This window comes from Roseburia sp. 499, assembly GCF_001940225.2.
GTDB lineage: Bacteria > Bacillota > Clostridia > Lachnospirales > Lachnospiraceae > Petralouisia.
Map to the genome: position 1 here is coordinate 2,496,951 of NZ_CP135164.1, position 25,269 is coordinate 2,522,219.

Below are 25,269 nucleotides of genomic sequence, written 5' to 3' on the forward strand. Positions count from 1 at the left end.
AGCATAAAAGAATGAATGGGTATGCCAGAAAGATGTTTGAGGACAGAGGAACATGGTCTTGAATGTGTATCTGTCCGAGTTCTTTTGGCATATCCTTATCGAACATTCTTGTTGCTGCTGTCTAGAAGAACCAGAAGTGTGGGTTCATATGAAAATCCAATTTTTTGTATCAGGTTCTTTGCAGAAGGTAGAATCATAAGATTTTTACCTGTTTTATACAGAAATACCTTGTCAAATCGCTATTTTGTGGTAAAATACAAAAGTCGGTCACTTCCCTATTATATAAGGTGACTGTAACGAAACATTTATGGATACTATTTATTTTCCCGGAATACTATACGGGATAGATGCAAGAAAGAAGGATTATTTTATGAAAATGAAACGCGAGGACATTCGTAATATCGCCATTATTGCTCACGTTGACCACGGTAAAACCACTCTGGTAGACGAATTACTGAAGCAGAGCGGTGTGTTCCGTGCAAATCAGGAAGTACAGGAACGTGTCATGGACTCTAATGACATTGAACGTGAAAGAGGAATTACTATTCTTTCCAAAAATACCGCCATTACTTACAATGATGTTAAAATCAACATCATTGACACTCCGGGCCACGCTGACTTCGGTGGTGAAGTAGAACGTGTCTTAAAAATGGTAAACGGTGTTGTTCTGGTAGTAGATGCCTTTGAAGGTGTTATGCCTCAGACCAAGTTCGTACTGATGAAGGCTCTTTCCTTAGATTTGCCGGTTATCGTATGTATCAATAAAATTGACCGTCCGGAAGCCCGTCCGGATGAAGTTATCGATGAAGTTCTGGAATTATTTATGGACTTAGATGCATCTGACGAACAGTTAGACTGCCCATTTATCTATGCTTCTGCAAGAGATGGATATGCCATGAGAAGCTTAGATGACGAACCAGACAACATGATTCCACTGTTTGAGACTATTCTTGACTACATCCCAGCTCCGGAAGGTGACCCGGATGCCAACACCCAGGTTTTAATCAGTACCATAGACTACAATGAATATGTCGGACGTATCGGTGTAGGTAAGGTAGACAACGGTGTACTTAGGGTAAATCAGGAAGCTGTTGTAGTCAACCACCATGAACCGGACAAATTACAAAAGGTTCGTATCAGCAAGCTGTATGAATATGATGGCTTAAATAAAGTAGATGTAGCTGAAGCAAAAATCGGATCTATCGTGGCAATTTCCGGTATCGCAGATATTCACATTGGTGACACCATCTGTTCCCCTGAGAATCCGGTAGCCATCCCATTCCAGAAAATTTCGGAGCCTACCATTTCCATGAACTTCATTGTAAATGATAGCCCACTTGCCGGACAGGAAGGAAAGTTCATTACCTCCCGTCACTTAAGAGACAGATTATTCCGTGAGCTTAACACAGACGTTTCCCTTCGTGTAGAAGAAACAGATAGCCCGGACAGCTACAAGGTTTCCGGACGTGGAGAACTTCACTTGTCTGTATTAATCGAAAATATGCGTCGTGAAGGCTATGAATTTGCCGTAAGTAAAGCTGAAGTACTTTACCATACAGATGAAAACGGCAAAAAATTAGAACCTATGGAAATTGCTTACGTGGATGTTCCGGATGAATTTACAGGAAGCGTTATTGAAAAGTTAAGTCAGAGAAAGGGAAGCCTTTTGAACATGGGACCAATTGCCGGTGGATATACCAGACTGGAATTCAACATTCCATCCCGTGGACTCATCGGTTACCGTAATGAATTCATGACAGATACTAAGGGAAATGGTATTATCAACACTATCTTCAATGATTATGAACCATATAAGGGCGAAATTGCTTACCGTAAGACCGGTTCCCTGATTGCTTTTGAAACCGGTGAATCTGTAACCTACGGTCTGTTCAGCGCTCAGGAACGTGGAACCTTATTTATCGGACCTGGTGAAAAAGTATACGCAGGTATGGTCATCGGACAAAGTGCTAGAGCAGAAGATATTGAGCTTAACGTATGTAAGAAAAAACATCTGACCAATACACGTTCCTCCAGTGCAGACGAAGCACTGACCCTGACTCCTCCTAAGATCTTAAGTCTGGAGCAGGCACTGGAATTCATTGAAACAGATGAACTTTTGGAGGTTACACCAGAAAGCCTTCGTATCAGAAAGAGAATCTTAGATCCGACTTTGAGAAAAAGAGCAGGATTTAAAAAATAAAATGACAGTAAAAGAGAGGCGATGAATTAATTCCATCGCCTCTTTTCTGTATACACTTTCTACGCTGTTCTTGCCTTCATTCGATTTACTACAAGTGCTGCCGCCAGTACTGCTATAGCAAAAGCTAGAATTACCAGACAGTTCCGGAAGATTTCCCCCGCCCCTGTCAGACTTTCCATTTTATAAATCATACCATTTGACTGAGCATACCAATACGCCGGAATAAACTTTGCCACATTTCTTACGCCTTCGCTCATCACTTCCAATGGAACAAAGATACCTCCCAAGAAACTGAATCCCAATCCGATTACATTTGCCATCATGTTCAGTTCCCCCTCATTCTTTGCCAACCTTCCCGCAAAAAAGGCAATACTTAGGCTTACCAGTAAATAAACCAATGCATTTAACGCGCTCAATACTCCACGAATACTCCACATAAAGTCCGGATACATAATAAATGCAACCACCATAAACACAAAATACTCTACCAATGCCAAACCAATGCTTCCTAATATCATCTGCATGTTTCGCTGGGTAAATGTCATGGAAGAACACTTATTTCTTGCTTCCATATCTTTTTTATTGAATGCCATTAAGATTTCTCCTAAACTGATTAAAAGAATGCAAAGGAAAATATATGGCAAATACTGAAAGTAGTAGTAAGCAGCCGGCTTTTCCTGTGCATCTGACGCATCCAAAAATTCTACTTTACTTTCCTCTTCCATATCGGAAAGGGTCTGTTCTACTGCTTCTTCCGGAGCAAATCCACCATCTACATACATCCCCAATGTTCCTAAGAATTTATTAATTTCTGTTTCGGTTAAATAATTTGCATTGCTTCCCGGTACTACCGTTCCCTGTAAGGCACCATCCCTCTCACCTTTTAGAAACTTTTCTGTAAAATCCTCTGGAATTACCAGTACATACTCCACTTCCTGGTAATACATGGCATCCAAAAGTTTTTTATGGTCACTTGGCACATCCTTAATTTCATTGTTGCGTGAAATATATTCCACCAATGCTGCTCCAAGTTCCCCTTTGTCCTGATTATCCACTCCGATTTGCAAAGACACCTTAGAAAAATTAGCCTTTTCATTTTCCGCTCCATTACTGCTTAAAATCAAAGTCAGCCCGAAAAAGATTGCCATATATACTATAATCGAAAGCTTATGCCTCTTTACAATTTTAAATACTGCCTTAAATACTTGCATAGCGTTCCCTCCTTACCACCAGATATGAAGCAACCCCCAGTACCACTGTAATAATCAAAAGATTAATGATACATTGATTATATCTGGTGTAATCTTCATAAATATTCAAACTGTAAAATGCATTTACAATCAACGCTGCCGGATTAATTCTATTTATAATCGGAGCATTCTGTTCTACCACACGGTACATATTGCCGATCATAAGCCCCGCCAAAAAGCTGCACAACATACTAACGCCAACACATAACCCATCCTTTACGCCGTCTTCCAGCCTTCCAATGGAACCCACGAATAATCCCAACATTACACCGATAGAACTTCCCAAAAGTATCACCAGAAGCATCCGTGCCGTCTGGTCTCCCAAATCAATCTTCAAGGCATATTTCAAATAACACGCTCCCAATGTACAGCAGACAAACTGTGCTGTAATCTGAGCTGTAACTTCTCCCAACAAGATTATAAAACGATTGGTACTTGCTGCCACTCTTCTTGCTGCCAAATCTGATAAATTCGCTTTAAATTCCTTGGCACATCCCACTCCAAGAAAACAACCGTATAAGCAGTTCATAGCAATCAGTGCATAGAAATAATTTGTCATATTATCCATTTTTCGATTGGAAATATTGCTGTCTTCCAGATAATCCCATTGTTTTTCCAAACTTTCATGCGCAGCCTGAATTCCTTGCGGATTCTTCATTCCAACATTTGTCATTGTTCTCAAGGCCTGTTCATACTGCTCCTGAATACTCTCCAAAATACTCTGGGCAACTTCTTCTTCCTTTACTGTAAGAACTATCTCTTCACCATTTTCATAGATTCCCTCTACTTCTCCATCCTCCAGAAGTTGTTTTGCCTTATCCATATCCTTTACCGGTACAACTTCCACCAGTTCGTTCTCTTCCTCCAGCTGCTCTAACAGTGCCTCAAATTCCTGTTGTGCCCCTTCCTGTTCTATGTATGCCACCGTAATCTGATGAAAGGTCATCTCTGTTTCATTCACATCTCCAAAACTGACTTTAAACAAGGTTCCAAGAATAATCGGGAACAACAAACACCAGAAAATCTGGTATTTTTGTCTGATACTTCGCTTTAGACTATAGCCATAAGCTCTAAAAAACATACTGTCACCTCCTATTCTGAATCTCTAAGTTCTTTTCCGGTAATTTCCAAGAATACGTCATTCAAAGTTGGAAGTTCTGTATATACTCTTCCAAAACTGATTTCTTTCTTCTGGAAATAATCCAAAACACGCACCAGATTATGTTTTCCTCCGCTGCAACGGATTTCCAACATTCCCTTGTCATATTCAGCCTGATATACATGCTCTAACTGCTTAATTTCCTCTAACTGCTCCGGCTCTAAATTCATTACTTCCATATGAATCTTTTCCCCAGTCTTAATCATCGCCTTTAATTCTTCTTTCGTTCCGGAAGCCACACAACGTCCTTTATCAATAATGGCGATTCTGCTACAAATCTGCTCTACTTCCTCCATATAGTGAGAGGTATAAATAATAGTAGCTCCTTCCTTATTCAGCTGCTGAATTCCTTCCAGAATACGATTTCTGCTCTGTGGGTCTACTGCTACCGTCGGTTCATCTAAAATAATCAATTTTGGCTTATGCGCAATTCCGCAGGCAATATTCAGTCTTCGAAGCAGACCTCCCGAAAGCTTCTTCGGAAGGAACTTACGAAAGTCTTCCAATCCAGCAAACTCAATTGCTTCTTCCACATACTTTTTTCGGGTTGCCTTGTCCTTGATATAAAGTCCACAGAAATAATCAATATTTTCCTGTACTGTCAATTCCTCAAATACTGCCACATTCTGAAGAACCACACCAATCTTTTTTTTGATGTCATAACTGTCCGGCTGAATCTCCTCACCAAATACCTTTACACTTCCTTTATCAAATGCCAGAAGTGCCAGTATACAGCTAATTGTCGTAGTTTTACCACTTCCGTTTGGTCCCAATAATCCGAATACCTCTCCCTTTTCGATAGAAAGATTCAAATGATCCAATGCTACCAATTCTTTATAGCGTTTTACCAGATTTTCTATTTCTACAACTTTCTCTGCCATAATGTTCCTCCTCGTTTTTTCTTTATAATTGATTTGTTGTACTTATCTTAACAAATCCCCTTTTTCTGTAACAGTGAGCGCTGTCATTTTCTGAGATGACAAATGTCACATTTCTTGTGAAATCTGTTACAGTGTGTTATACTGTGGTTACCAAATTCAACGGGGGATGTTCTATGAATATACTGACCGATAAGCTATTTCTGATGGTTGGCAGTTTTCTTTTTTTACTGTTTTGCTATCCACAACCTGACTTACCGCATGTACTGACTCTGCTTTGTGCAATTACATTCATGTGTCTGTGCACTTATTTGAATCCAGACATGCTTCCTATAAAATTGCAAAAAAAGTCTATACAATATCCGGAATTATCACTGATTGCCCTTTTTATAATAGGAGCTTTTTTACAACCTCTTTTGGTTCCATTCTTACCACTTCTTTTTTATGAACTGGTACTGAATAATGATTGGTACATGTGGAGTATTATACTAATGTGTGCCGTTGCTCTTATTCCATCCCAGTCCTTTGCATTCCTGTTTCTTTATCTCCTGCTGTTTCTGCTTGCATTTGCATTAAAAGCAAAAACACTGCGACTATTACACTTAGAAAAGGATTTCAAACAGCTTCAGGATACTTCAACAGAATACAATCTTCTGTTACAACAAAAGAATCAGGAGCTTATTAAACAACAGAACTATGAAATTCGCGTGGCAACATTGAAAGAACGAAATCGAATTGCAAGAGAAATTCATGACAACGTAGGCCATATGCTCTCTCGCTCGATTCTTCAGGCAGGTGCATTAATTGCCATTAATAAAGACAAACAATTAGATGAGCCCTTGACCTCTTTAAAAGATACACTTTCGTCTGCGATGAACTCTATCCGCGACTCTGTCCATGACCTCCATGACGATTCTATAGATTTGAAGTCCTCGCTTTACACGCTTCTTCAGAATTTTACTGAATATGAGGTACATATGGAATATGATATGGGAACGGTTCTTCCGAAAAATGTGAAATACTGTTTTATTGCCATTGCAAAAGAAGCTCTTTCCAATATTTCAAAACACAGCAATGCCACACGCATTAAAATTATTGCCAGAGAGCATCCCAGTTTATATCAACTAATTATAGAAGATAATGGTACTGATATTTCCGTGCAAAATACAGGTATTGGATTAGAGAACATGCAAGAACGGGTAGAACAGCTTCATGGACATTTCTCCATTTCTGCCGAACAGGGGTTTAGAATTTTTATCTCTATTCCCAAAGCTTAAATCAACAGGGAGGTACTTATGAAAATTGTAATTGTAGATGACGACAATCTGGTCTCTTTATCCTTAAAAACTATCTTAGAGGCATCTGGAGAAGTCACCGTTGCTGAAATGGGCAAAGACGGGAAAGATGCCATTGCATTATACGAAAAACACCAGCCGGATGTACTCCTAACTGACATCCGCATGGATACTATGACAGGTTTAGAGGCTGCTGAAACTATATTAAAAAAATATCCGGATGCCAAAATCTTGTTTCTCACCACCTTTTCTGATGATGAGTATATTGTTCGCGCCCTGCACCTTGGTGCTAAAGGATATATATTAAAACAGGACTTCGAAAGTTTGCTTCCTGCGCTAAAAGCTGTTTCCAATGGGCAAAGTGTATTTGGAAGCGAAGTAGTGGGGAAACTTCCCGGATTTCTAAACCAACAAGAAAAGTTTGATGGAAGCGCCTTTGGCATTACTGCGAAAGAAATGGAACTGATAGAATTAGTAGCAGACGGATTAAGTAATAAAGAAATCGCAGAGCAGCTTTTCTTAAGTGAAGGAACTGTCCGTAACTATTTAAGCTCTGTTTTAGAGAAACTGGAATTGAGGGACAGAACCCAACTTGCAGTATTCTACTATAAAAACTTAAACTAAAAATCCATCGTAAATATTCTACAGGAGGTAACCCATGGAATACGCTTCCGACTTACTGACATTGAACGAATTATGCAATACACTTTCCATATCGATTGCCACCGGCAGAAACTGGTTAAGACTGAATAAACTTATTCCAACCAAAACCATAAATAGTAAACCATATTTTTCCCATTCGTATGTAAATCAGATTAAAACAGAAATTGCTTCGGGAAAAAATACTGCATTAAAAAGCCGACGTAACAAAAAATTTGTATCCGGAAATGGAATCTATCATTCTTATATTTCCCCGACATCCCCAAACAATACAGCGGTTCGCACTGTTCTTGATATACTTATGCAACATAACACTATCCTGACCGAGCAACAGATTAGCTTAGTAGTTGCAGAATGTGCTCTCCAGCTCATCTGCCAGAAGGAACAGATTGCAAGTGATACCCCCTGCAATCTTCTACACAAATATTTTTCCACCCAACTGGATATCGGAATCTATCATACTCTAATAGATGATTTTGTTACGGCTTCTAAGGAAGCCCTTTCCTTCATGGAAAAACTGAAATCCCTCTTTGCCGTTTCCTACACTTATGAATCCCAAGAAGACATTCTGGGATTACTATATATTTCTCTGAAAAACATCGGTTCCCGGAAAGCTACCGGTTCCTATTACACTCCAACCCAAACGGTGCAACAGCTGATAGCAAACCTTACACAAGACCATACCGACGTTAATGGAAAAACGATTTTAGACCCCTGTTGCGGAACAGGAAATTTTCTTTTACAACTGCCGGATACCTTTGATATCTCTCAGATATATGGAAATGATATTGATAAGACAAGTGTTATGATTACACGACTTAATCTGGCCCTTAAATTCCATATACAAAACATGGAACTGCTCTATAAAAACATTACCGTTTCTAATTTTTTAACTACTAAAAATATCCATACTTATGACTTTATCATTGGAAATCCACCTTGGGGATATTCTTTTTCCAATGCAGAAAAAAAGCAGTTTCAGACTACTTATCAGTGTGCTCACGGAAAAAGTATAGAATCCTATGACTTATTCATAGAACGTGCCTTATCCCTCTTAAAAGAAAACGGCACGCTTTCTTTTGTATTGCCAAAAGCCATTTTAAATGTGAAAAGCCATACTCCTATCCGTGAAATTATTTTAAAAGAAAATTCCATTACCAGATTGGAATTCTTAGGAGATACCTTCGACAAAGTCCAATGCCCCAGCATTATTTTGCAGATTGTTCATACAAAAAAACCGCTCTCTTGTATGGGAATGACTGTAACCGACGAAACACGCTCCTTCGTGATACAAAAAGAGCGCGCCTTGACTTCTGACTACTTCAGTTTTCTGATGGATGACAGAGAATATAAGATTATGGAAAAAATAAGAAATCTGAGCAATCAGACCACTTTAAAAAATCAGGCTGATTTTGCCCTTGGTATTGTTACAGGAAATAATAAAAAATATATTTCTAACACTAAAACAGTTTCCACCGAAATCATCCTACGGGGTTCTGATATCAACAGATACCAAATAAAGGAGCCGGAAAACTTTATCACCTTTACTCCCGAAGAATTTCAGCAGGTCGCTTCGGAAAAGTATTACCGTGCACCTGAAAAATTATTTTACCGTTTCATATGCAATGAACCGGTTTTTGCCTATGACGATAAGCAAACCTTATCCCTGAATAGCTGTAATATTGTGATTCCCCATGTGAAAGGCTTAGATATGAAGTATATTCTGGCTATTCTCAACTCCAGAATTACACAATTTATTTTCAAGAAACAATTTGATTCCGTAAAGATATTGCGTTCTCATATAGAACAACTTCCAATTCCCATTGTAGATTTTGCTGTTCAGGAAAAAATTATTGCGATGGTAAATACTCTTCTGCAAGAAACAGATGATACCTCTTTCCTTGCACACTATAATAAACTAGAGCAAACCATTATTCCTCTCTTTGGACTGAATTCAAATGAATACGAAATTATTTGTAATTCCTTAACTCAATGTGATGACTTAATTGTAAGTACAGACTTAACCGATTAACCGCGAAATTTATTCTCTGAAAAGCAATTTTTCTTTACAATACATAGTACTTCTGATATAATCTGATGATGTTTGTTCCCATTAAAAGGGGACAAAATAATAATTGGGAGATGACAAAAAAATGAATAAGAATTTAGTAATGCGCCAACGATTTGGATTTGGTGCAGGAGACATGGCAAGTAATTTTGTCTGGCCTATGATTACAACCTATTTGGCTGTATTCTATACAGATGTTGCCGGAATTGATGCAATAGCAGTTGGAATGATTATGCTGTTGTCTAAGTTTGTGGATGCATGCACAGACATTTTAATGGGAATAATTGTTGACCGTACAAGAACAAAATGGGGAAAATGCAGACCATACTTTCTCTTTGGTGCAATACCTTTAGGTTTGTTTGCGGTCCTGACTTTTTTAGTGCCAGACTTTAATGATGATACCAAGTCTATTGTTTATGCCTTTATAACTTTTAACCTCGTCAGCACAGGCTATACTATTGTAAACACACCACTTTCAGCTATTTTGCCAAGCTTGACGGATGATAAGAACGAACGCAATATCCTCGTTACTTTCCGCATGATTATGGCTGCAATAGGAAGCTTTTGTGTTACAACCTTTGCAACACCTTTGATTAACTCTTTTGGTGGAAACAGTAATAAATATAGTTATGCAATTACAATGGGTATTTTCTCAATAATTTCCATAATTCTTTTCTTCTTTGCTTTTTCAAACACCAGAGAATCTGTTAAATCTGTAAACTCACCAAAGGTCACATTTCTCCAAGGTATAAAAGCGGTTAATGGACAATATATTTTATTTATCTTTATTATGTTTGTGTTTATGCTTGGTTTTGCAATTAAACAGGCCGGTGTTGTATATTATTATACCTATGTTGCCGAAAAGGTGGACATTATCCCAATACAGGCTGCTGTCACATCTATTTCTATGATTGCCAGCCAGTCATGCCTACCTTTATTCGCCAAAAAACTTGGTAAGAAAAACTCTATGTATATAATGTGTGCAATTGCCTTTATTGGTAACCTATTATTCATATGCTCAAACAATAATACAACTCTACTAATTATTGGTACTGCTGTTGTTTGGTATGCTTTGGGATTTTTAATGGGAATGAGATTCTCCTTATTGGCAGATGTGGTTGATTATTGCGAAATGAAATCAGGTATTCAAGCGGCTGGTATTCTTTCGTCCCTTGACAGCTTTGTAGCAAAACTTACTTTTGGTTTAAATGTTACTCTTTTTACCTTTTTAATGAAATTGGGTGGTTACATTCCAAACCAGCCTCAAACAAAGTTGGCAAAAATGTATATAAATATCGGTTTTATCGGTATCCCTGTTCTATGTCTTATAGTAACTGTGATTCTTCTACGTTTTTTCAAAGTTGAGAAAATGCTCAATTCAGAAAAAGTACAATAACGGAAACATTCATATAAGAAACTTAAAAGGGAGAAAAATTCTCGCTTTTAAGTTTCTTTCTGGATACCTCTTTTGCTTTTTCCAGACTGTACATGGCACCACAACGCAACCACCGCACTAACAATCAGTAAAAAGTAAAAATTTAGTCCTCGTGTCACACACATAGACGCTGCCAGATATGCTCCGGAGAAAGTTTGCGCAAATACCGTCTTATACATCATTTCCGTAATTCCCTGGGCTCCCGGCAAAGGAAGCATATCTACCGCAATATAAACAGAAGCCTGTAATATCATCACGGTCAGCATACTTTGGCCGCTCATGCCCATCCCACGATACACCAACCATGTCATAAAAAATACACTGCATCGTTGCAATAGCGTTCCTACAATTACTACTACAATTTTCCCCTTATTTTTTCCAAAAAACAAAATTGCCTCGTGATATTGGTCTGCCATTTTAATCAATTTCTCTGTCCGTTCTTCCGAATGCTTTAACAATTTTATCTTTTTCAGTAACTTTTCTCCACCTGTCACAATCCCCTTAAAACAGTTTGGACTTATCATAACAAAGAGTAGAATTGCTACCAATACCACGTTTAGCAATAATCCCAGATAATAAAGATACATATAGTTCTTTAAATATTCCTTCAATGGCACATGATAGAACAACAGAATTCCTGCACCTAACACTACTAGTACAAACTTGTAAATGACTGCTACTGTCATAAGAACTACTGTACTATTTGATACCTTATGCCCATCCTTCTGCATATAATACAACTGCATCGGCTGTCCGCCTGTGGCAGACGGCGTAATTCCGGAGTAAAAGAAACCCACAAAGGAATATCCAATACACCTCCTCCATACAACCGGCTCCTGCAATCCTCGCATCAAATACCAAATCATCGTTCCTTCCATTGCTACAAAAAATATAGCTGAAACGATTGCCTCTATTAGATACCCTTTTTGAAGTTCTTGTACTGCCACGGCAACCTCGCCCATATCATTTCCTTTTAAAATAGCATAAAAGGTCAGCGCCACCAATACTAAAAATATCATGGCACTTACTATATTCTTTCGCTTCATATCATGCTCCTGTCAATGCCCCGGTAAACTCTCGCAACGCACCTTCGTATACCACTTCTGTCTGGGACAATTCATAAAAGTCTTTTGGCGTTACCAGGGAAAAATGTTTTTCAAATAATTTGATTCCGTTCTCTTCTAATAATTTTGCCGAAAAAGACGAACAGGTATAATGATTTTTCTGATAAAACGGTTTTTTAAATAGAATAAAAGGTAATCCTAAGATACAGTAATGATAACGAAATCTTCGCTGATAACAATTTTCTAACTGCTGTGCAATTTGTTCCTTCTGCTCTTTGGTACACTCTAAACTCACAATCCGATACCGCGCCGTTGGAAACGCCTGTTCAATCTGATAAATATTTTCCTTTTCAAATCCTGCAATTAATGGAACGAAAGGATTTCTTCTTCCCACACTGTATGCTTCCTGTAATTCACTGTCCAGTGCCAAAACTACATGTATGTAATCACTTTTTGTTACCTTTCGTATAATAGATGCAAACAGCCCCGGTGTATCTACCAACGCCAAATATATTTTCTCCATATTATGTCCCTTCTCTTCAGTATCTTTTAATTAAACTGATATATTTTCTGAGCCGCCTTATACCCTGTCAACGTAATGCCTGCTCCTACTTTTCCCGGTAAATAAGTAAACCCACTTAACGTTCTTCTCTTTAACTTAAAATACAACTTATGATTGTGATTTTTTATATAATTCCACAACATTTCTCTTTTTTTCATTGCTTCCGGCGTTCCAATCAAAAGCAAATGAATAGAAGAAATTGCCATCATAATAGAAATGTTTCTGGTGAGATAATTTGCAAGTCTTGGATACCTTCTCGCTACTTTGTCTAAATCCGCACAATTGGAAACCAACTTTGTTACTCGTATCTGTTGGTCAATACGCTCCATTAATACCTTCTCATTCACCGACTGATCTTCTCTTCCAAGAAAATAGTGATACATGTCCAGATTTAGATAACATATACTTTTCACATAAGGAAGAGGCTGATTTGCAAAAATGTTATCCACATAGAAAGTGTGTTTTGGAAGCTTTACCCCCGACTTTCGTAATACATCGGTTCTGTAAAATAAGGAATGCATGACTAAATACTGGGACGGACGAAATCTACCAATATCGTTCCAACTACATATGACACCTTCTTTAAACACATTTCCATAAGCCATCCGTTTTGTTTTTCCTTCATACAGATGATCATAAATATAGTTACAAACAATCAAATCTACTCTGGTATCTTCCCTATCCCACTGTTCTATTTTTTTCAACAATTTATGAAGTTCTGCTTCATCCAACCAGTCATCCGAATCCACCACTTTAAAATATCTTCCGCTGGCATGTGCAAGCCCGGCATTCACACCTGCTCCATGACCACCATTCTCCTGGTGAATGACCTTTATGATTTCCGGATAATTTCTTGCATAATTATCTGCAATCTCTCCTGTTCTATCAGTAGAACCATCATCTACAATAATAATCTCTACCCGTTCATCTCCACTCAATAAACTATCAATACAACGTTCCATATAGCTTTCTGAATTATAGCAAGGTACGGTAAATGTAATTTCTCTCATATTTTCCTCCTCATTTGTCGCTTCTGTAATATGTAAACGAAAGAACTTCCTCTTTGTCTTCAACATTTTTTATGAGTTCTTTATTATTGTACCGTATCAATGTAAAATCTGCCCTCATTCTACCTTACAGTTTTCTTACATTTATGTAAGGTTTTCTTTCTGTTTCCTTAAAAATAAAAAAATTCTCAGCATAAACCTATTTTTTGGCTTTGCTGAGAATTCTTTTTATTTCATATATTCCGACATCATGCAAGCTCCTGCTGCACTGCTTTTCTCTATTTTTTCTATATTATTAGGATGAATTCCGCCTATGGCATACACCGGAATCTTAACATTTTCACAAACCTGTTCTAAAAATTCCAAACCTCTTGGCTCTAATCCAGGTTTACAATCTGTAGTAAAAATATGTCCTGCCGTGACATAAGTTGCTCCCAGTTGTTCCGCCTCTTTGGCTTCCTCCACAGAATGAATCGATGTTCCAATCACTTCCATACTTTGTAATTGGTTTTCTACTGCATGCTTTTTCAGCAAAGAAAATGGAAGATGTATTTTTCCGATTCCCATCTTCTGAACAACCGCAAGATAAGTATGTGGAATCAGCTCAATCTCACTATTCCTAAACTTTTCCCAGACCATTTCCAGCAATTGTTCATACTCTGCTTCTAACAGTTTCTTTTCTCTTAAAATCAATCTATCCGGTCTATCTGCGGCTTCCTCTAGTCCCGCAAGATGATTTACATAATCTTCTATCCTATCATTCTCATGATATTTTCGATACAATTCCCAATTAGAAACTGCAATTTTCCTACACATAGACATAATCGTTCATCACAGGCTGTAATCCCTGTTCCTTAATAGCTGCAAATACCTCATCTACATTTCGGTTATCCGCTATTTCAAACTGGTCGTCTCCCTTATCCTCCACCTCATCAGAGTGGCTTCCAATTCCGGTACTTACTCCTGCTGAAATTTTAGTTGCCGTCATACCGATTACATGATTACGGAACTCTGCCCGCTCTCTGGTGGAAATCGTCATTCCTGCAAATGGCATAAATAAACGGTATGCACACATAATTTGGAGCAGCTGTTTTTCATGCACGTCTTTCGGATTAATGGTTGCATCATTTACAATAGGACGCAATCTTGGACAAGAAAATGATATTTCAGCATAAGGATATTTTCGCTGTATGTAGTAGGCATGAAGTCCTGTTGCAAAAGCATCTTTTCTGAAATCAGCAAGTCCTAAGAGTGCTGCAAATGCAACTCCACGCATACCGCCCTTCAATGCACGTTCCTGCGCGTTAAAACGATATGGGAAAATTCGCTTATGACCTGCCAGATGCAATGTCTCATATTTATCAGAATCATAAGTCTCCTGAAATACAGTCACATAATCTGCACCACATTTTTGCAAATACGCATATTCATCAGAATTCATTGGGTATACTTCAATTCCTACCATTTTAAAATATTTTCGGGCAATTTTGCAGGCTTCTCCAATATAGGAAACATCTGACTTTGCTCTACTCTCTCCCGTCAAAATCAGAATTTCTTCCAATCCGGTCTTAGCAATGGCTGCCATTTCTTTTTCAATTTCTTCTGCATCCAACTTCATTCTGTGAATTCGGTTATGGCAGTTAAATCCACAATACACGCAATAATTTTCACAATAATTCGAAATGTAAATCGGTGTAAACATATAGACGGAATTACCGAAATGCTTCGCCGTTTCTTTCTTTGCTTTCTGTGCCATTTCTTCAATATATGGCTCTGCTGCCGGAGACAATAAAGCTGCAAAATCCTCAATTTCAAGACTGTCTTTCATTAAGGCTCTTTTCACATCTGCTTCCGTATAGCGGTTTGCCTCATATGCATTTCTGGCAGAAATTACTTTATCCATAATATCAGATTCTATTTGTTCCATTCCCTCCATATATTGCATATGGTCTACCTTAGGTCTTTTATCCTGTTCCATGTTCTTCCTTCTTTCTCTGAATTAATCCCGTAAAAATCCTGTCATTGGAGAAGATGCTGTTGCACCTTTATCCAAAACTCTTCCCAATTTTGCAAGATATGCTTCTCTTCCAGCTTCTATTGCCTTCTTAAATGCAGATGCCATAGCCGTAATATCTCCTGCTGTTGCAATCGCTGTATTTGCCATAACTGCTGCGGCTCCCATTTCCATAGCTTCACATGCCTGTGACGGGCGTCCGATACCTGCATCTACAATAATTGGAAGGTCTATCTCATCAATTAAAATCTGGATAAATTCTCTGGTTGCCAATCCCTTGTTGGAACCAATCGGTGCTGCCAACGGCATAACTGCTGCGGCTCCTGCATTCATCAAATCTCTTGCCACATTTAAATCCGGATACATATATGGAAGCACTACAAAACCTTCCTTTGCCAGAATCTCTGTTGCCTTTATCGTCTCCTGATTATCCGGAAGCAAATATTTAGAGTCTCGCATGATTTCTACCTTAACAAAATCTCCACAACCTAATTCACGAGAAAGTCTTGCAATTCTTACTGCTTCCTGTGCCTCTCTTGCCCCGGATGTATTTGGAAGCAATGTCACTCCCTTTGGAATAAAATCCAAAATATTTTCTGCACTCTCAGAATTTGCCCGGCGTACTGCCAACGTAATAATCTCTGCTCCTGCCTGTTCTACTGCTGCCTTTATAAGTTCTACATTGTACTTTCCTGAGCCCAATATGAATCGGGAACTGAATTCATGTCCTCCCAATACCAATTTATCATTTTCCATTTTTCTTCCTCCTACACTTCTGTAATTCCAAGTATTAATCTTATTATCATATTTGCCTGATGCGCTGCACAGACCGTTACACGCGATGACATGAGACAAACATCATCCTCAAGCTCCGTTTCTCTATCACCACACACATACAAACGCTTCATTACTTTTTCTGTATGTATTTTATTGCTGCTTCCATATCCTGCCATTCCAGACCCAGACACCACTGTAGTATGTCTACATTTCTCCAAAACAGTATTCACCAGCATCGCCTTATTTTCTGCCTTATCAAAAGCTTCACACACAATGTTATAATCTCTAAATAACTCAGTTACATTTTCTTGATTTACATAACAATCTCGTGTTTCCAACGTTATGTAAGGATTGATTTTCCGTAAAATCTCTGCAAGAGCTTCGGTCTTTTTTCTTTCCAAATGTTCATAGGTATACACCTGTCGATTAAGATTTGTTATATCTACCCGGTCAAAGTCCACTAACATAAGCTTTCCTATCCCCGCCCTTGTCAGCATGACTGCCACATGAGAGCCAAGTCCTCCAAGCCCTGCAATAGCCACAGACGCATTGGAAATCTTATCATACATTTCCGGCGTATAGCGCTGCAACAATGCCGCTTTTATCTCTTCCTGCGTTACTACCATCATCAGCCTCCTCCTACGAACCTTACTATCTCCAAATGGTCTGTATTTTCCAAGGAAACTTTATCATACTCTGCCTTTGGCACAATTTCTTCATTCCGTTCTACCGCAATTCGTTCCTCTTGATATCCTTCCTGTTTTAACAATTCTTTCAAAGAAATTCCTTCCGGATAATCTTTCTCCACTCCATTTATAGTCATTCTATGTCCTCCTTTCCATGTACTGCGCATCCCTCAGCGGAGCGTTTTTTATATTTTAGAACATAAAAAAAGCCACCACGAAGAAATTACACCCGCGGTGGTGTACCCCTTCGTGTGGCTTATGCTTCACACTCTGTAATGCATTATAAATTATTTTTTTACAAAAGTCAATTCTTACTACACTCTTTCGAATCGTTTTACTTCCCCTTGCAACTCATCCGAAATACTCTGGCTTTTCTCAGTTTCTCTCTGAATTAAGGTAATAGCATCTACAAGACTTACTGCACTTTCTGCCACATCCGCAACGCCTTTTGCCCCTTCATCTACATTCGTAGAAATATCATTAATACCGATATCCATTTTCTGCATAGTTTCCTCGATTATCGATGCTTTTTCTGAAAATTCCTGAAGAATCTCATTCATATTTTCTGCATCTGCCTGATACTGTTTTACAATCTCCACAAATCCATCATAGTCTTTAATTATCTTATCATCCAGAAACTTAAGCATATTTTCAGCATTACTAGCCAGTTTCTCTACTGCCGCAGTTACGATTTCACTAATATTTTGAATATTATTTGCAGTGTCACGGCTATTATCCGCAAGACCTCTGATTTCATCAGCTACTACAGCAAATCCTTTCCCCGCTTCACCGGCTCTTGCAGCCTCAATAGATGCATTTAATGCCAACAAATTTGTTTGGCTGGCAATATCCAAAATATCCCCCGTAAGTTCATTGATTTTCTCTACACTTCTACTTTCCTTTACGGAACTTTCCAACACTTCTCTGATATCACTGATTACAGAATTCGTATTTTCTTTACTCTCTACCGTATCATGATACATTTCTCGCGAGCGAACTTTTATGTCATTTACCATCTGAGCACCTTCATCCGCTTTCCCATTCATCTCTCTTACTCGTTCTAAAATCTCATTACTTCCTGTTGCAATTTTCTCTAAGGTAGAGGCCACTTCCTGCATATTTGCCGAGAGTTCTTCCATGGCAGAAGATACACTCATTGCACTTTGATTTGATGCATCTACCTGACAAGTCACTTGTGTCGTAGATGTTGACATCAACTCTGTCTCTGACTGCACCTTTTGCATCAGCCTCTGCAACTGCTCCAAAAATCCATTAATACCGGAAACAAGCTGTCCTACCTCATCCTTTGTCTTTATATCAATTCTTTCTGTAAGATCTCCTCTGTCATTTTCAATCTTTTCTACGATTCCTGCAAGATGTACACTAGCATTCTTAGCTGGCTTTGCGATGGTTTTATTTACAATTAATACTATGATAACAACAATAACAATTGCCAATGCTATTAAAATAAAATCAAATACATAGGTTCCATTAATTCTCTTATCAACATGTCCTAATGTACTTTCTAAACTTTTCTGCACTTTCTCCATATTAACAGCATCTGCATTCTGTGCCGCTGCCTCATACTCTGCAACTTCATTTATAACCTCTTTATTTAATCCGGTTATAATACTGAATGCTGACATATTTGCGACACAAATTCCAACCATCAAAAGCCCTAGTAACATTATCATTCCAACTACTTTTTTCCCAATACTGTTCCTCATGCCACTTCCTCCCATCGTCAAAATACCCATTTTTTTGTGTTTTTCTCTTTTCATTATACTATTTTTCACAATTTTTTCAACATTTTCTTTCACTTCCTAAGAATTATTAGAAAAGAAGAGCCAATCTAATTGTAATTCTTCTACAAAAAGATTGACTCTTGCATTTTCTTAACTTAATTGAATCCAACAACCTTCTGAGAAATCTTATAAGCAGCAACAGAAATCTTTCTGCCACCCTTTCCCGGAAGATTCATGGTCGTTCCCATAATTCCATTACGGAGACGATGGAATAAACGGATATCGTACTCTTTTATGTATTTCCACAGTTCTCGCTTTTTCTCCAGATTCTCTTCTGTTCCGGAACGAATACACATAATTGTAGAAATGATGGTAATAATCTCCAGATAATTAAACATATATTTGCGCAATTTACGATTCGGAAGCTTCCACAAATCTACTGCTTCCACCATAATCTTATTTACCTTTATCTGCTGATCAATACGCTTAATCATAACCTTCTCATTTACGGACTGATCTTCTCTTCCTATAAAATAGCGATAAAAATCCACATTCAGATAATATATATTCTTCACATATGGCAATGGTACATATACAAAAATGTTATCCACATAAAAAGTATGCTTTGGCAACTCTAATCCACAATCACGCAATAATTGTGTACGATATATTACAGAATGCATCAGGATATATCTTCCTTTACGAAAATGCTTTGCATCTGACCAGCTAAACATCTTATTTTCCGGAAGAATTCCGTTATACTTCATTACTTTTTTATGTTTTGCACCTTCTTTTTCATATACGAAGTTGCTGACAAGCATATCCAGTACCTCACTGCCACCAGACAATTCACGCAGTGTTTCCAGAATCTTCATATATGCCTCCTGGTCTACCCAGTCATCACTATCTACTACCTTAAAATACAATCCTGTTGCATTTCTTATTCCGGTGTTTACTGCCTCGCCGTGTCCACCATTTTCCTGATGAATCGCCTTTACTATAGTTGGATATTTTTCCGCATAGCTATCTGCGATTTCCGCCGTACGATCCTTGGAACCGTCATCTACAATAATAATTTCTACATCTTCTCCTCCCGGAAGCAATGATTCTATACAATGTTCCATATAATCCTGCGAATTATAGCATGGAATTGCAATTGATAATAATTTCATCTATAGGTCTCCTTTTTCGTTTACTGTCACTAACTGCTATTATACACAATTTCCCTTAAGAAGCCAAATGATTTCTCCTTAATATTATCTTAAGAGTTCTATTTTTAAATTTGTTCATATATTGTTTACACATTTCTCATAATCTCAACACAAGGTGGTCACAAATTGCCGATATACTGTATATCATAAGAAATGAATTGATTCCCCTCAATAGTTTCTTAATAAAAATCTTTTTCATAGCCTTGCTTAACCGCAAGGTCCTCCCGTAGATACAGTGATAACTTCACTTTTACTCATAATCTTTTTCATAAAAACCCTCTGTAGAAAATCTACAGAGGGTTGTACTTTATTCAAACTTTTCATTTCCAAGTCTAATGTTCATATATTTTGTATACGCACTGAAAGCTGCCGGAATCGGATATTTTTCTTCCGAATCCTTTACCTCTACAAACAGCATACCACTTTTGTCCTTGGTCAATTCGTCTACTCGTATCATATAGCCTTCCATATGCCATTCCACATGGGAAAAAATATGCTTTGCAGGCTCTAACTTTTGAATATGAAGCGGAGATAATTTCTGCTTTTTCACCCATTGTAACGCTTCTTCTTCTGATAAATGTCCTGATGTATTTGGAAATTCATATAAACCTGCCAGCAATCCTTTTGCCGGACGTTTATGCAATACAATCTTTTCTCCGTCCCGAATAATAAATACTGTCTTTTCTTCGATACGCCTTGCCTTTGCCTTACTTTTTACCGGTATTTCCTGCCAACAGTCTTTCAACCTTGCTTCACAAAATTCCTGCCATGGACATTTTTCACATAAAGGGGCTCCATTGGGCAGACATACAGTAGCACCAAGTTCCATCAATGCCTGATTGAAGGCGCTCGCTTCTTCCTTAGGCATAATCTCTTTTAAAGCATGCTCCATTTCCGTTCGCACCGACTGCTTCATAATATCAGAACGGTCCCCGGTCACTCTGGAGATTACACGAAGTACATTTCCATCTACGGCAGGAACGGGAATCTTATAGGCAATGGACGCAATGGCTCCTGCCGTATAGTTTCCGATTCCTTTTAACTTCAAAAGCTGTTCATAATCAGCCGGAAGCTGTCCCCCATATTCTTCCATGACCGTTTGGGCTGCAATCTGCATATTCCGCACCCGATTATAGTACCCCAACCCCTCCCAGAGTTTTAAAAGCTTTTCTTCCTCACATTCTGCCAATGCTTTTACATCCGGCAGTTCCTTGGTAAACCGTTCAAAATATGGCTTAACCGCTTCCACTCTGGTCTGCTGCAGCATAATTTCAGACACCCATACCCGATATGGTTCAGGCTCCGTTCTCCAAGGCAACACTCTGGCATTGGTCCGAAACCATTCTAAAAGCGGTTTTACTATTTTTTTTAAATCAAAATCCTGTAACATATTTTTCCTTGCTCTATACTTCTTATTTTTAATTACCTATCTTACGATTATAAAAGAATTCCTATAGAAAAACAACTCGCAATATTTTACAATACTGCGAGTCGTTTTGTATACGCTAAAATAAATTTTTATTCCATATCCATCAGTTCCTGACGCAACTTTCCATAATCCGTCCGTTTGTCTTTGATAAAATTAATTGCAGTGGATGGATGACTATTTAAAATACCGGTCAAAAGGTATGGAATATCATATCCCCATACAGCCCCTTCTTCCTTTATTTTCAACATATGCTTTTCTACAAAATCAATAATTGGTGTTTCATTATACTTCGGATTCTTTAAAAAGCTGAGTAAAGATTCCATGAAACAATTGCCTGCACCACGTCCCATACCGCTTACCGTTGCATCTAAAAGACTTACTCCGTTACGACATGCCTCAATGGTATTAGCAAATGCCAACTGCTGGTTGTTATGTGCATGAATTCCCACTACTTTTCCGGAAGCCTCCGCAATGTCCACATATTTCTTTGCCAACTTGGTAATCTGTTCCGGATAAAAATATCCAAAGCTGTCAACTAAATAAATAGCATCTACGGAACTTCTTGCCAGAAGCTTAAGTCCTGCATCTAAATCATCCGTGTTTACCTTTGACACAGCCATAATATTTACGGTTACCTCATATCCCTTTTTCTTGAAATCCTCTATCATTTCAATGGCTGCCGGTATCTGATGAATATAAGTTGCAACACGCACCATATCAATTACGCTATCTTTTTTCGGCAAAATGTCCTTTTTATAATCACAACGTCCTACATCTGCCATAACGGAAATTTTCAACGGAGAATCGTTTTCTCCCACAATCGCTCTGATATCTTCTTCGTTACAGAACTTCCACTTTCCGAACTCTTTTGGATCAAACTGCTCTTTTGATGCCTTATAACCAAATTCCATATAATCAACGCCAGCCTTAATATTCGCCTGGTATAAATCTTTTACAAATTCATCTGTAAATGCAAAGTTATTTACAAGTCCCCCATCTCTCATTGTACAGTCAAGGACTTTAATATCCGGACAGTAATCCATTAAAGTTCGTTCATTACAATTTTTCGTACTCATTTCACATGCCTCCATATTTCGTACTTTAAATTTCTAAACTTTAAACCGATAAAGTATTTTTATAATACACAAAAAAATAGCATTTGTCAATACAAAAATATCTGCTACCAAAAGAGATATTTCTTGGTAGCAGATACTTATAAATTATTTTTTAATATGCACTCCAATTTCCATTTACATACATCATGGAACCACTTAGGGAAAGTCCATGCTGCATTGAACCCGGATACTGGTTATTTTTATCCGTAAAAATTACTAATGGATTGCTGATACTGTCAGGTACTTCATATTTATAAACATCTCCGGATACCTTTGTCATCTTTACTCCAGGCCATGCTCCATTTGTCACAGACTCATTATCAGCAGAATATACATAACAATATATTTCACTTCCCCAACCGGATGGTTTTGTGATATATGCAACGTTACTGCTCACCTGCTGCACATAGTTTTTCCATTCTCCATTCTGATAAATCATGGAACCGCTTAAGGATAGTCCTTTCTGCATTGAACCCGGATACTGGTTGTTCTTATCAGTAAAAATAACCAATGGATTCTTAATATTCTCCGGCACTTCATATTTGTAAATGTTTCCGGATACCTTTGTCATTTTTACTCCAGGCCATACTCCGTTTGTTACTGATTCATTCTCTTCTGAATATGCATAACAATATACTTCACTTCCCCAGCCAGATGGCAGTTCCAGATATGCCGTATTTCCTGTTGTTACCCCACTCCTCTCATAAACATATGTGACTGTAATAGTTCCTTTTACATAAAGTCCTGATGCATTATCCGGTGTAGTCTTTAAGGTATATCCACTAATTGGTTTTGCTGTTGTTACATAGCTGCTTCCAACCAAGCCAGTCTGTGTTTTACTATCTGCCAGCTGATTTCCATCTGCATCTACATACTCAATCACTATCGTTCCATTTTCCACTGAAGTATAATTCTCCCAGCTTCCATCTTTATAAATCATAGAACCATTTAACAGCAGGCCTTTTTCCATATCTGCCGGATAGCGGTTGGTATCACTACTATAGAAGATAACTCTTGGTGCTTCAATATTTTCAGGAACCTCATAGCTATAGATTCCATCTCCCTCATTCGTCATCTTCACTCCCGGCCATACTCCATTATTTATAGTTTCTGTAGCAGAATCGTAAGCATAGCAATATATCGGTGTAGACCATCCAGATGGCAATTTAATGTATGCAATGTTTTCCGATGGTTGTTCATCCAAGTTATATACAACTGCAATTCCGGTACTTCCAATCTGTCCTTTGATTCTTCCGTTTTCTACAGTAAAGGTATTTCCGGTAATCTGATCCTTATAAGTACCGGATGCCATTATATTGGCTTTTACATCTGCCCACTGTGAGGTTCCGGAGCAATTTACTAAAACAACACCGGAAGTTCCTCTTTCACAATATGCAATGTTTCCATTAGAATCCAAGTATTCCTTCTGTCCTGTAAAAGCATTGTGAAATTTGTTTACAGCTGCTACTTCTACATTCGCCCAACCGGTTTTATCTGCTGCGCCAATCATAGAAGAATTACTATATGGTCTTGCAAAATAAAGATCCATTGCTCCATTTCTTGCTGCTACCAGAGCCCAGGTCTTATTGATATTTTCTGTAGATACGCCAGAGGATTTGTTGCCGGCATATGTATCATGAGACTCTGCCCATAATACCAGCTTGTCTGCTCCTGCTGCACCATTATAATAATAAGAAGATGCTGCCGCGGAAGCATTTCTATTATTTACATTATCACGGACATCATTTCCAGTGCGATTATCCGTTACACTCATATATTTTGTATACGCAGTAATTGGCAATTTTCCTGAACTATCCGGAGCATCTAATACTTCTCCATAGCAATATAAATCTATGTTTCTTGTAGATTTAGCATAAGATTTCGCTCCATTTATTACGGTTGGCCAGAAGTTGCTACCACATCCTGAAGCAGAATCATCCGGAGTTTCTATATGTTTTGCTCCATCAAAACGGAACCCATCTGCCCCTGCATCAATACATTCTTTCAAATAATTCAATACATAATTCTGAATTTTACTATTTGCCGTATTTAAATCCGGTACTCCATCCATACAATACTGAGTAATATCATATCTATTACTATAATCAGTTGTATTTTTCGTTATATCATGCCAACAACTGGAGTCGTTTCGAATGTCAGACACAATAGCTGATGACAAATTATTTCTTGTCTGATTACCCATATGGTTTGCTACTACGTCTACAATTACCTTTATTCCTTTTTCATGTGCCTTTTTACACATATTTTCAAATTCAGTTTTTGTTCCAAGAGCACTTCTTCCGGAATTATTTTCAATAAAAAATCCTGCCGGTTGATAATATACCCACCAATTGTCTCCTACCTTTTTCCCACTTGTAGGTTCCTTGGCAAACTGAATCGGTGATGTCTGGATTGCCGTGTACCCCTGCGCAGCAATTGTATCCAGATTTGCTGTAATGTTGTTGAAAGACCAGTTCCAACAATGTAACGTAACCCCGTCCTGTATATCATCCTTTGCCTCTGTGCTGGATGATGATACAACTGCCACGGATGTCTCCGCAGCCACAGTCTGAAGTGCTGTTCCCGGAACAATACCTAGAACTGCAGAACACAACATAAGCCATGTCAATATCAGACTAAAAAACCTTCTCCTTTTTTGTTTCATTTTTTCTCTTTCCTCCTTAAATAATTTGATACCTCCCTTGTCTGCCTTT

The 25,269-nt window shown here is 38.2% G+C and carries 21 protein-coding genes; 5 read left to right on the forward strand and 16 right to left on the reverse strand.

The features are described 5' to 3' along the window. The first annotated feature begins 370 nt into the window (after positions 1-370). Positions 371-2,200 carry a translational GTPase TypA gene (gene typA / locus BIV20_RS12270; protein WP_075721078.1) on the forward strand — a complete coding sequence of 610 codons (1,830 nt, stop codon included), beginning with the start codon at positions 371-373 and terminating at the stop codon, positions 2,198-2,200. A gap of 59 nt (positions 2,201-2,259) precedes the next feature. On the opposite strand, the gene BIV20_RS12275 is transcribed toward typA, so the two are convergent. From BIV20_RS12275 to BIV20_RS12285, 3 genes are read right to left on the reverse strand one after another with little or no spacing between them, the layout of a single operon-like run. Further along, a complete protein-coding gene (locus BIV20_RS12275; RefSeq protein WP_075720988.1) occupies positions 2,260-3,411 on the reverse strand; it encodes an ABC transporter permease in 1,152 nt (383 codons plus the stop codon). Then, positions 3,398-4,531: an ABC transporter permease gene (locus BIV20_RS12280; protein ID WP_075720989.1), complete on the reverse strand. Its 1,134-nt coding sequence runs from the start codon at positions 4,529-4,531 to the stop codon at positions 3,398-3,400. Before BIV20_RS12280 ends, BIV20_RS12275 begins: the two co-directional genes overlap by 14 nt. An 11-nt stretch (positions 4,532-4,542) precedes the next feature. Beyond that, complete coding sequence (locus BIV20_RS12285) at positions 4,543-5,490, reverse strand: ABC transporter ATP-binding protein (protein WP_075720990.1); 948 nt, start codon at positions 5,488-5,490, stop codon at positions 4,543-4,545. A gap of 173 nt (positions 5,491-5,663) precedes the next feature. Here BIV20_RS12285 and BIV20_RS12290 point away from each other — a divergent pair, with 173 nt between their 5' ends. The 4 genes from BIV20_RS12290 (at position 5,664) to BIV20_RS12305 (ending at position 10,906) form a co-directional block, all read left to right on the forward strand. Then, positions 5,664-6,764, forward strand: coding sequence for a sensor histidine kinase (locus tag BIV20_RS12290; protein ID WP_075720991.1), 1,101 nt, complete (start codon positions 5,664-5,666; stop codon positions 6,762-6,764). A gap of 18 nt (positions 6,765-6,782) precedes the next feature. Continuing rightward, positions 6,783-7,406, forward strand: a complete 624-nt coding sequence (locus tag BIV20_RS12295; protein WP_075720992.1) for a response regulator transcription factor — start codon at positions 6,783-6,785, stop codon at positions 7,404-7,406. 34 nt (positions 7,407-7,440) lie between these two features. Further along, complete coding sequence (locus BIV20_RS12300) at positions 7,441-9,474, forward strand: TaqI-like C-terminal specificity domain-containing protein (RefSeq protein WP_075720993.1); 2,034 nt, start codon at positions 7,441-7,443, stop codon at positions 9,472-9,474. 121 nt (positions 9,475-9,595) lie between these two features. Then, a complete protein-coding gene (locus BIV20_RS12305) occupies positions 9,596-10,906 on the forward strand; it encodes an MFS transporter (RefSeq protein WP_075720994.1) in 1,311 nt (436 codons plus the stop codon). A gap of 47 nt (positions 10,907-10,953) precedes the next feature. Here the strand turns inward: BIV20_RS12305 and BIV20_RS12310 are convergent, their stop codons facing one another. From BIV20_RS12310 to BIV20_RS12370, 13 genes are all read right to left on the reverse strand, one after another. Beyond that, positions 10,954-11,991, reverse strand: a complete 1,038-nt coding sequence (locus BIV20_RS12310; protein WP_075720995.1) for a lysylphosphatidylglycerol synthase transmembrane domain-containing protein — start codon at positions 11,989-11,991, stop codon at positions 10,954-10,956. A 1-nt stretch (position 11,992) separates the two neighbouring features. Beyond that, the gene (locus BIV20_RS12315) at positions 11,993-12,532 is read right to left on the reverse strand and encodes a hypothetical protein (protein WP_075720996.1); all 540 of its coding nucleotides are present in this window, start codon (positions 12,530-12,532) and stop codon (positions 11,993-11,995) included. A gap of 26 nt (positions 12,533-12,558) precedes the next feature. Beyond that, positions 12,559-13,581, reverse strand: a complete 1,023-nt coding sequence (locus BIV20_RS12320) for a glycosyltransferase family 2 protein (RefSeq protein ID WP_075720997.1) — start codon at positions 13,579-13,581, stop codon at positions 12,559-12,561. A 225-nt stretch (positions 13,582-13,806) separates the two neighbouring features. Next, positions 13,807-14,400, reverse strand: a complete 594-nt coding sequence (locus BIV20_RS12325) for a thiamine phosphate synthase (RefSeq protein WP_242939838.1) — start codon at positions 14,398-14,400, stop codon at positions 13,807-13,809. Beyond that, the gene (gene thiH, locus BIV20_RS12330; protein ID WP_075720999.1) at positions 14,387-15,556 is read right to left on the reverse strand and encodes a 2-iminoacetate synthase ThiH; all 1,170 of its coding nucleotides are present in this window, start codon (positions 15,554-15,556) and stop codon (positions 14,387-14,389) included. Before thiH ends, BIV20_RS12325 begins: the two co-directional genes overlap by 14 nt. Positions 15,557-15,577: 21 nt before the next feature. Beyond that, positions 15,578-16,348, reverse strand: a complete 771-nt coding sequence (locus BIV20_RS12335; protein WP_075721000.1) for a thiazole synthase — start codon at positions 16,346-16,348, stop codon at positions 15,578-15,580. 11 nt (positions 16,349-16,359) lie between these two features. Continuing rightward, entirely contained in the window at positions 16,360-16,998 is a 639-nt protein-coding gene (gene thiF / locus BIV20_RS12340; RefSeq protein WP_075721001.1) for a sulfur carrier protein ThiS adenylyltransferase ThiF, read from the reverse strand. Continuing rightward, positions 16,998-17,192 carry a sulfur carrier protein ThiS gene (gene thiS, locus BIV20_RS12345; protein ID WP_075721002.1) on the reverse strand — a complete coding sequence of 65 codons (195 nt, stop codon included), beginning with the start codon at positions 17,190-17,192 and terminating at the stop codon, positions 16,998-17,000. The genes thiF and thiS overlap by 1 nt, the downstream gene beginning before the upstream one ends. A 177-nt stretch (positions 17,193-17,369) precedes the next feature. Next, complete coding sequence (locus BIV20_RS12350; protein WP_075721079.1) at positions 17,370-18,782, reverse strand: methyl-accepting chemotaxis protein; 1,413 nt, start codon at positions 18,780-18,782, stop codon at positions 17,370-17,372. A 173-nt stretch (positions 18,783-18,955) separates the two neighbouring features. Next, positions 18,956-19,972, reverse strand: a complete 1,017-nt coding sequence (locus tag BIV20_RS12355; RefSeq protein WP_075721003.1) for a glycosyltransferase family 2 protein — start codon at positions 19,970-19,972, stop codon at positions 18,956-18,958. A gap of 346 nt (positions 19,973-20,318) precedes the next feature. Then, positions 20,319-21,401, reverse strand: a complete 1,083-nt coding sequence (mutY, locus tag BIV20_RS12360) for an A/G-specific adenine glycosylase (RefSeq protein ID WP_075721004.1) — start codon at positions 21,399-21,401, stop codon at positions 20,319-20,321. A gap of 128 nt (positions 21,402-21,529) precedes the next feature. Then, on the reverse strand, positions 21,530-22,516 hold the full coding sequence (locus tag BIV20_RS12365) for an aldolase catalytic domain-containing protein (RefSeq protein WP_075721005.1): 987 nt from the start codon (positions 22,514-22,516) through the stop codon (positions 21,530-21,532). Positions 22,517-22,667: 151 nt separating this feature from the next. Beyond that, positions 22,668-25,220, reverse strand: coding sequence for a starch-binding protein (locus tag BIV20_RS12370; protein ID WP_143524545.1), 2,553 nt, complete (start codon positions 25,218-25,220; stop codon positions 22,668-22,670). Positions 25,221-25,269 lie beyond the last annotated feature (49 nt).

Coding starts and splice junctions, on each gene's coding strand:
- BIV20_RS12335 (WP_075721000.1), bottom strand. CDS start 16,348: ATGGAAAATGATAAATTGGTATTGGGAGGACATGAATTCAGTTCCCGA.
- thiS (WP_075721002.1), bottom strand. CDS start 17,192: ATGACTATAAATGGAGTGGAGAAAGATTATCCGGAAGGAATTTCTTTG.
- BIV20_RS12275 (WP_075720988.1), bottom strand. CDS start 3,411: ATGCAAGTATTTAAGGCAGTATTTAAAATTGTAAAGAGGCATAAGCTT.
- BIV20_RS12300 (WP_075720993.1), top strand. CDS start 7,441: ATGGAATACGCTTCCGACTTACTGACATTGAACGAATTATGCAATACA.
- BIV20_RS12280 (WP_075720989.1), bottom strand. CDS start 4,531: ATGTTTTTTAGAGCTTATGGCTATAGTCTAAAGCGAAGTATCAGACAA.
- BIV20_RS12370 (WP_143524545.1), bottom strand. CDS start 25,220: ATGAAACAAAAAAGGAGAAGGTTTTTTAGTCTGATATTGACATGGCTT.
- thiH (WP_075720999.1), bottom strand. CDS start 15,556: ATGGAACAGGATAAAAGACCTAAGGTAGACCATATGCAATATATGGAG.
- BIV20_RS12305 (WP_075720994.1), top strand. CDS start 9,596: ATGAATAAGAATTTAGTAATGCGCCAACGATTTGGATTTGGTGCAGGA.
- BIV20_RS12350 (WP_075721079.1), bottom strand. CDS start 18,782: ATGAGGAACAGTATTGGGAAAAAAGTAGTTGGAATGATAATGTTACTA.
- BIV20_RS12290 (WP_075720991.1), top strand. CDS start 5,664: ATGAATATACTGACCGATAAGCTATTTCTGATGGTTGGCAGTTTTCTT.
- BIV20_RS12355 (WP_075721003.1), bottom strand. CDS start 19,972: ATGAAATTATTATCAATTGCAATTCCATGCTATAATTCGCAGGATTAT.
- BIV20_RS12315 (WP_075720996.1), bottom strand. CDS start 12,532: ATGGAGAAAATATATTTGGCGTTGGTAGATACACCGGGGCTGTTTGCA.
- BIV20_RS12365 (WP_075721005.1), bottom strand. CDS start 22,516: ATGAGTACGAAAAATTGTAATGAACGAACTTTAATGGATTACTGTCCG.
- BIV20_RS12325 (WP_242939838.1), bottom strand. CDS start 14,400: ATGTCTATGTGTAGGAAAATTGCAGTTTCTAATTGGGAATTGTATCGA.
- BIV20_RS12285 (WP_075720990.1), bottom strand. CDS start 5,490: ATGGCAGAGAAAGTTGTAGAAATAGAAAATCTGGTAAAACGCTATAAA.
- thiF (WP_075721001.1), bottom strand. CDS start 16,998: ATGATGGTAGTAACGCAGGAAGAGATAAAAGCGGCATTGTTGCAGCGC.
- typA (WP_075721078.1), top strand. CDS start 371: ATGAAAATGAAACGCGAGGACATTCGTAATATCGCCATTATTGCTCAC.
- mutY (WP_075721004.1), bottom strand. CDS start 21,401: ATGTTACAGGATTTTGATTTAAAAAAAATAGTAAAACCGCTTTTAGAA.
- BIV20_RS12295 (WP_075720992.1), top strand. CDS start 6,783: ATGAAAATTGTAATTGTAGATGACGACAATCTGGTCTCTTTATCCTTA.
- BIV20_RS12310 (WP_075720995.1), bottom strand. CDS start 11,991: ATGAAGCGAAAGAATATAGTAAGTGCCATGATATTTTTAGTATTGGTG.
- BIV20_RS12320 (WP_075720997.1), bottom strand. CDS start 13,581: ATGAGAGAAATTACATTTACCGTACCTTGCTATAATTCAGAAAGCTAT.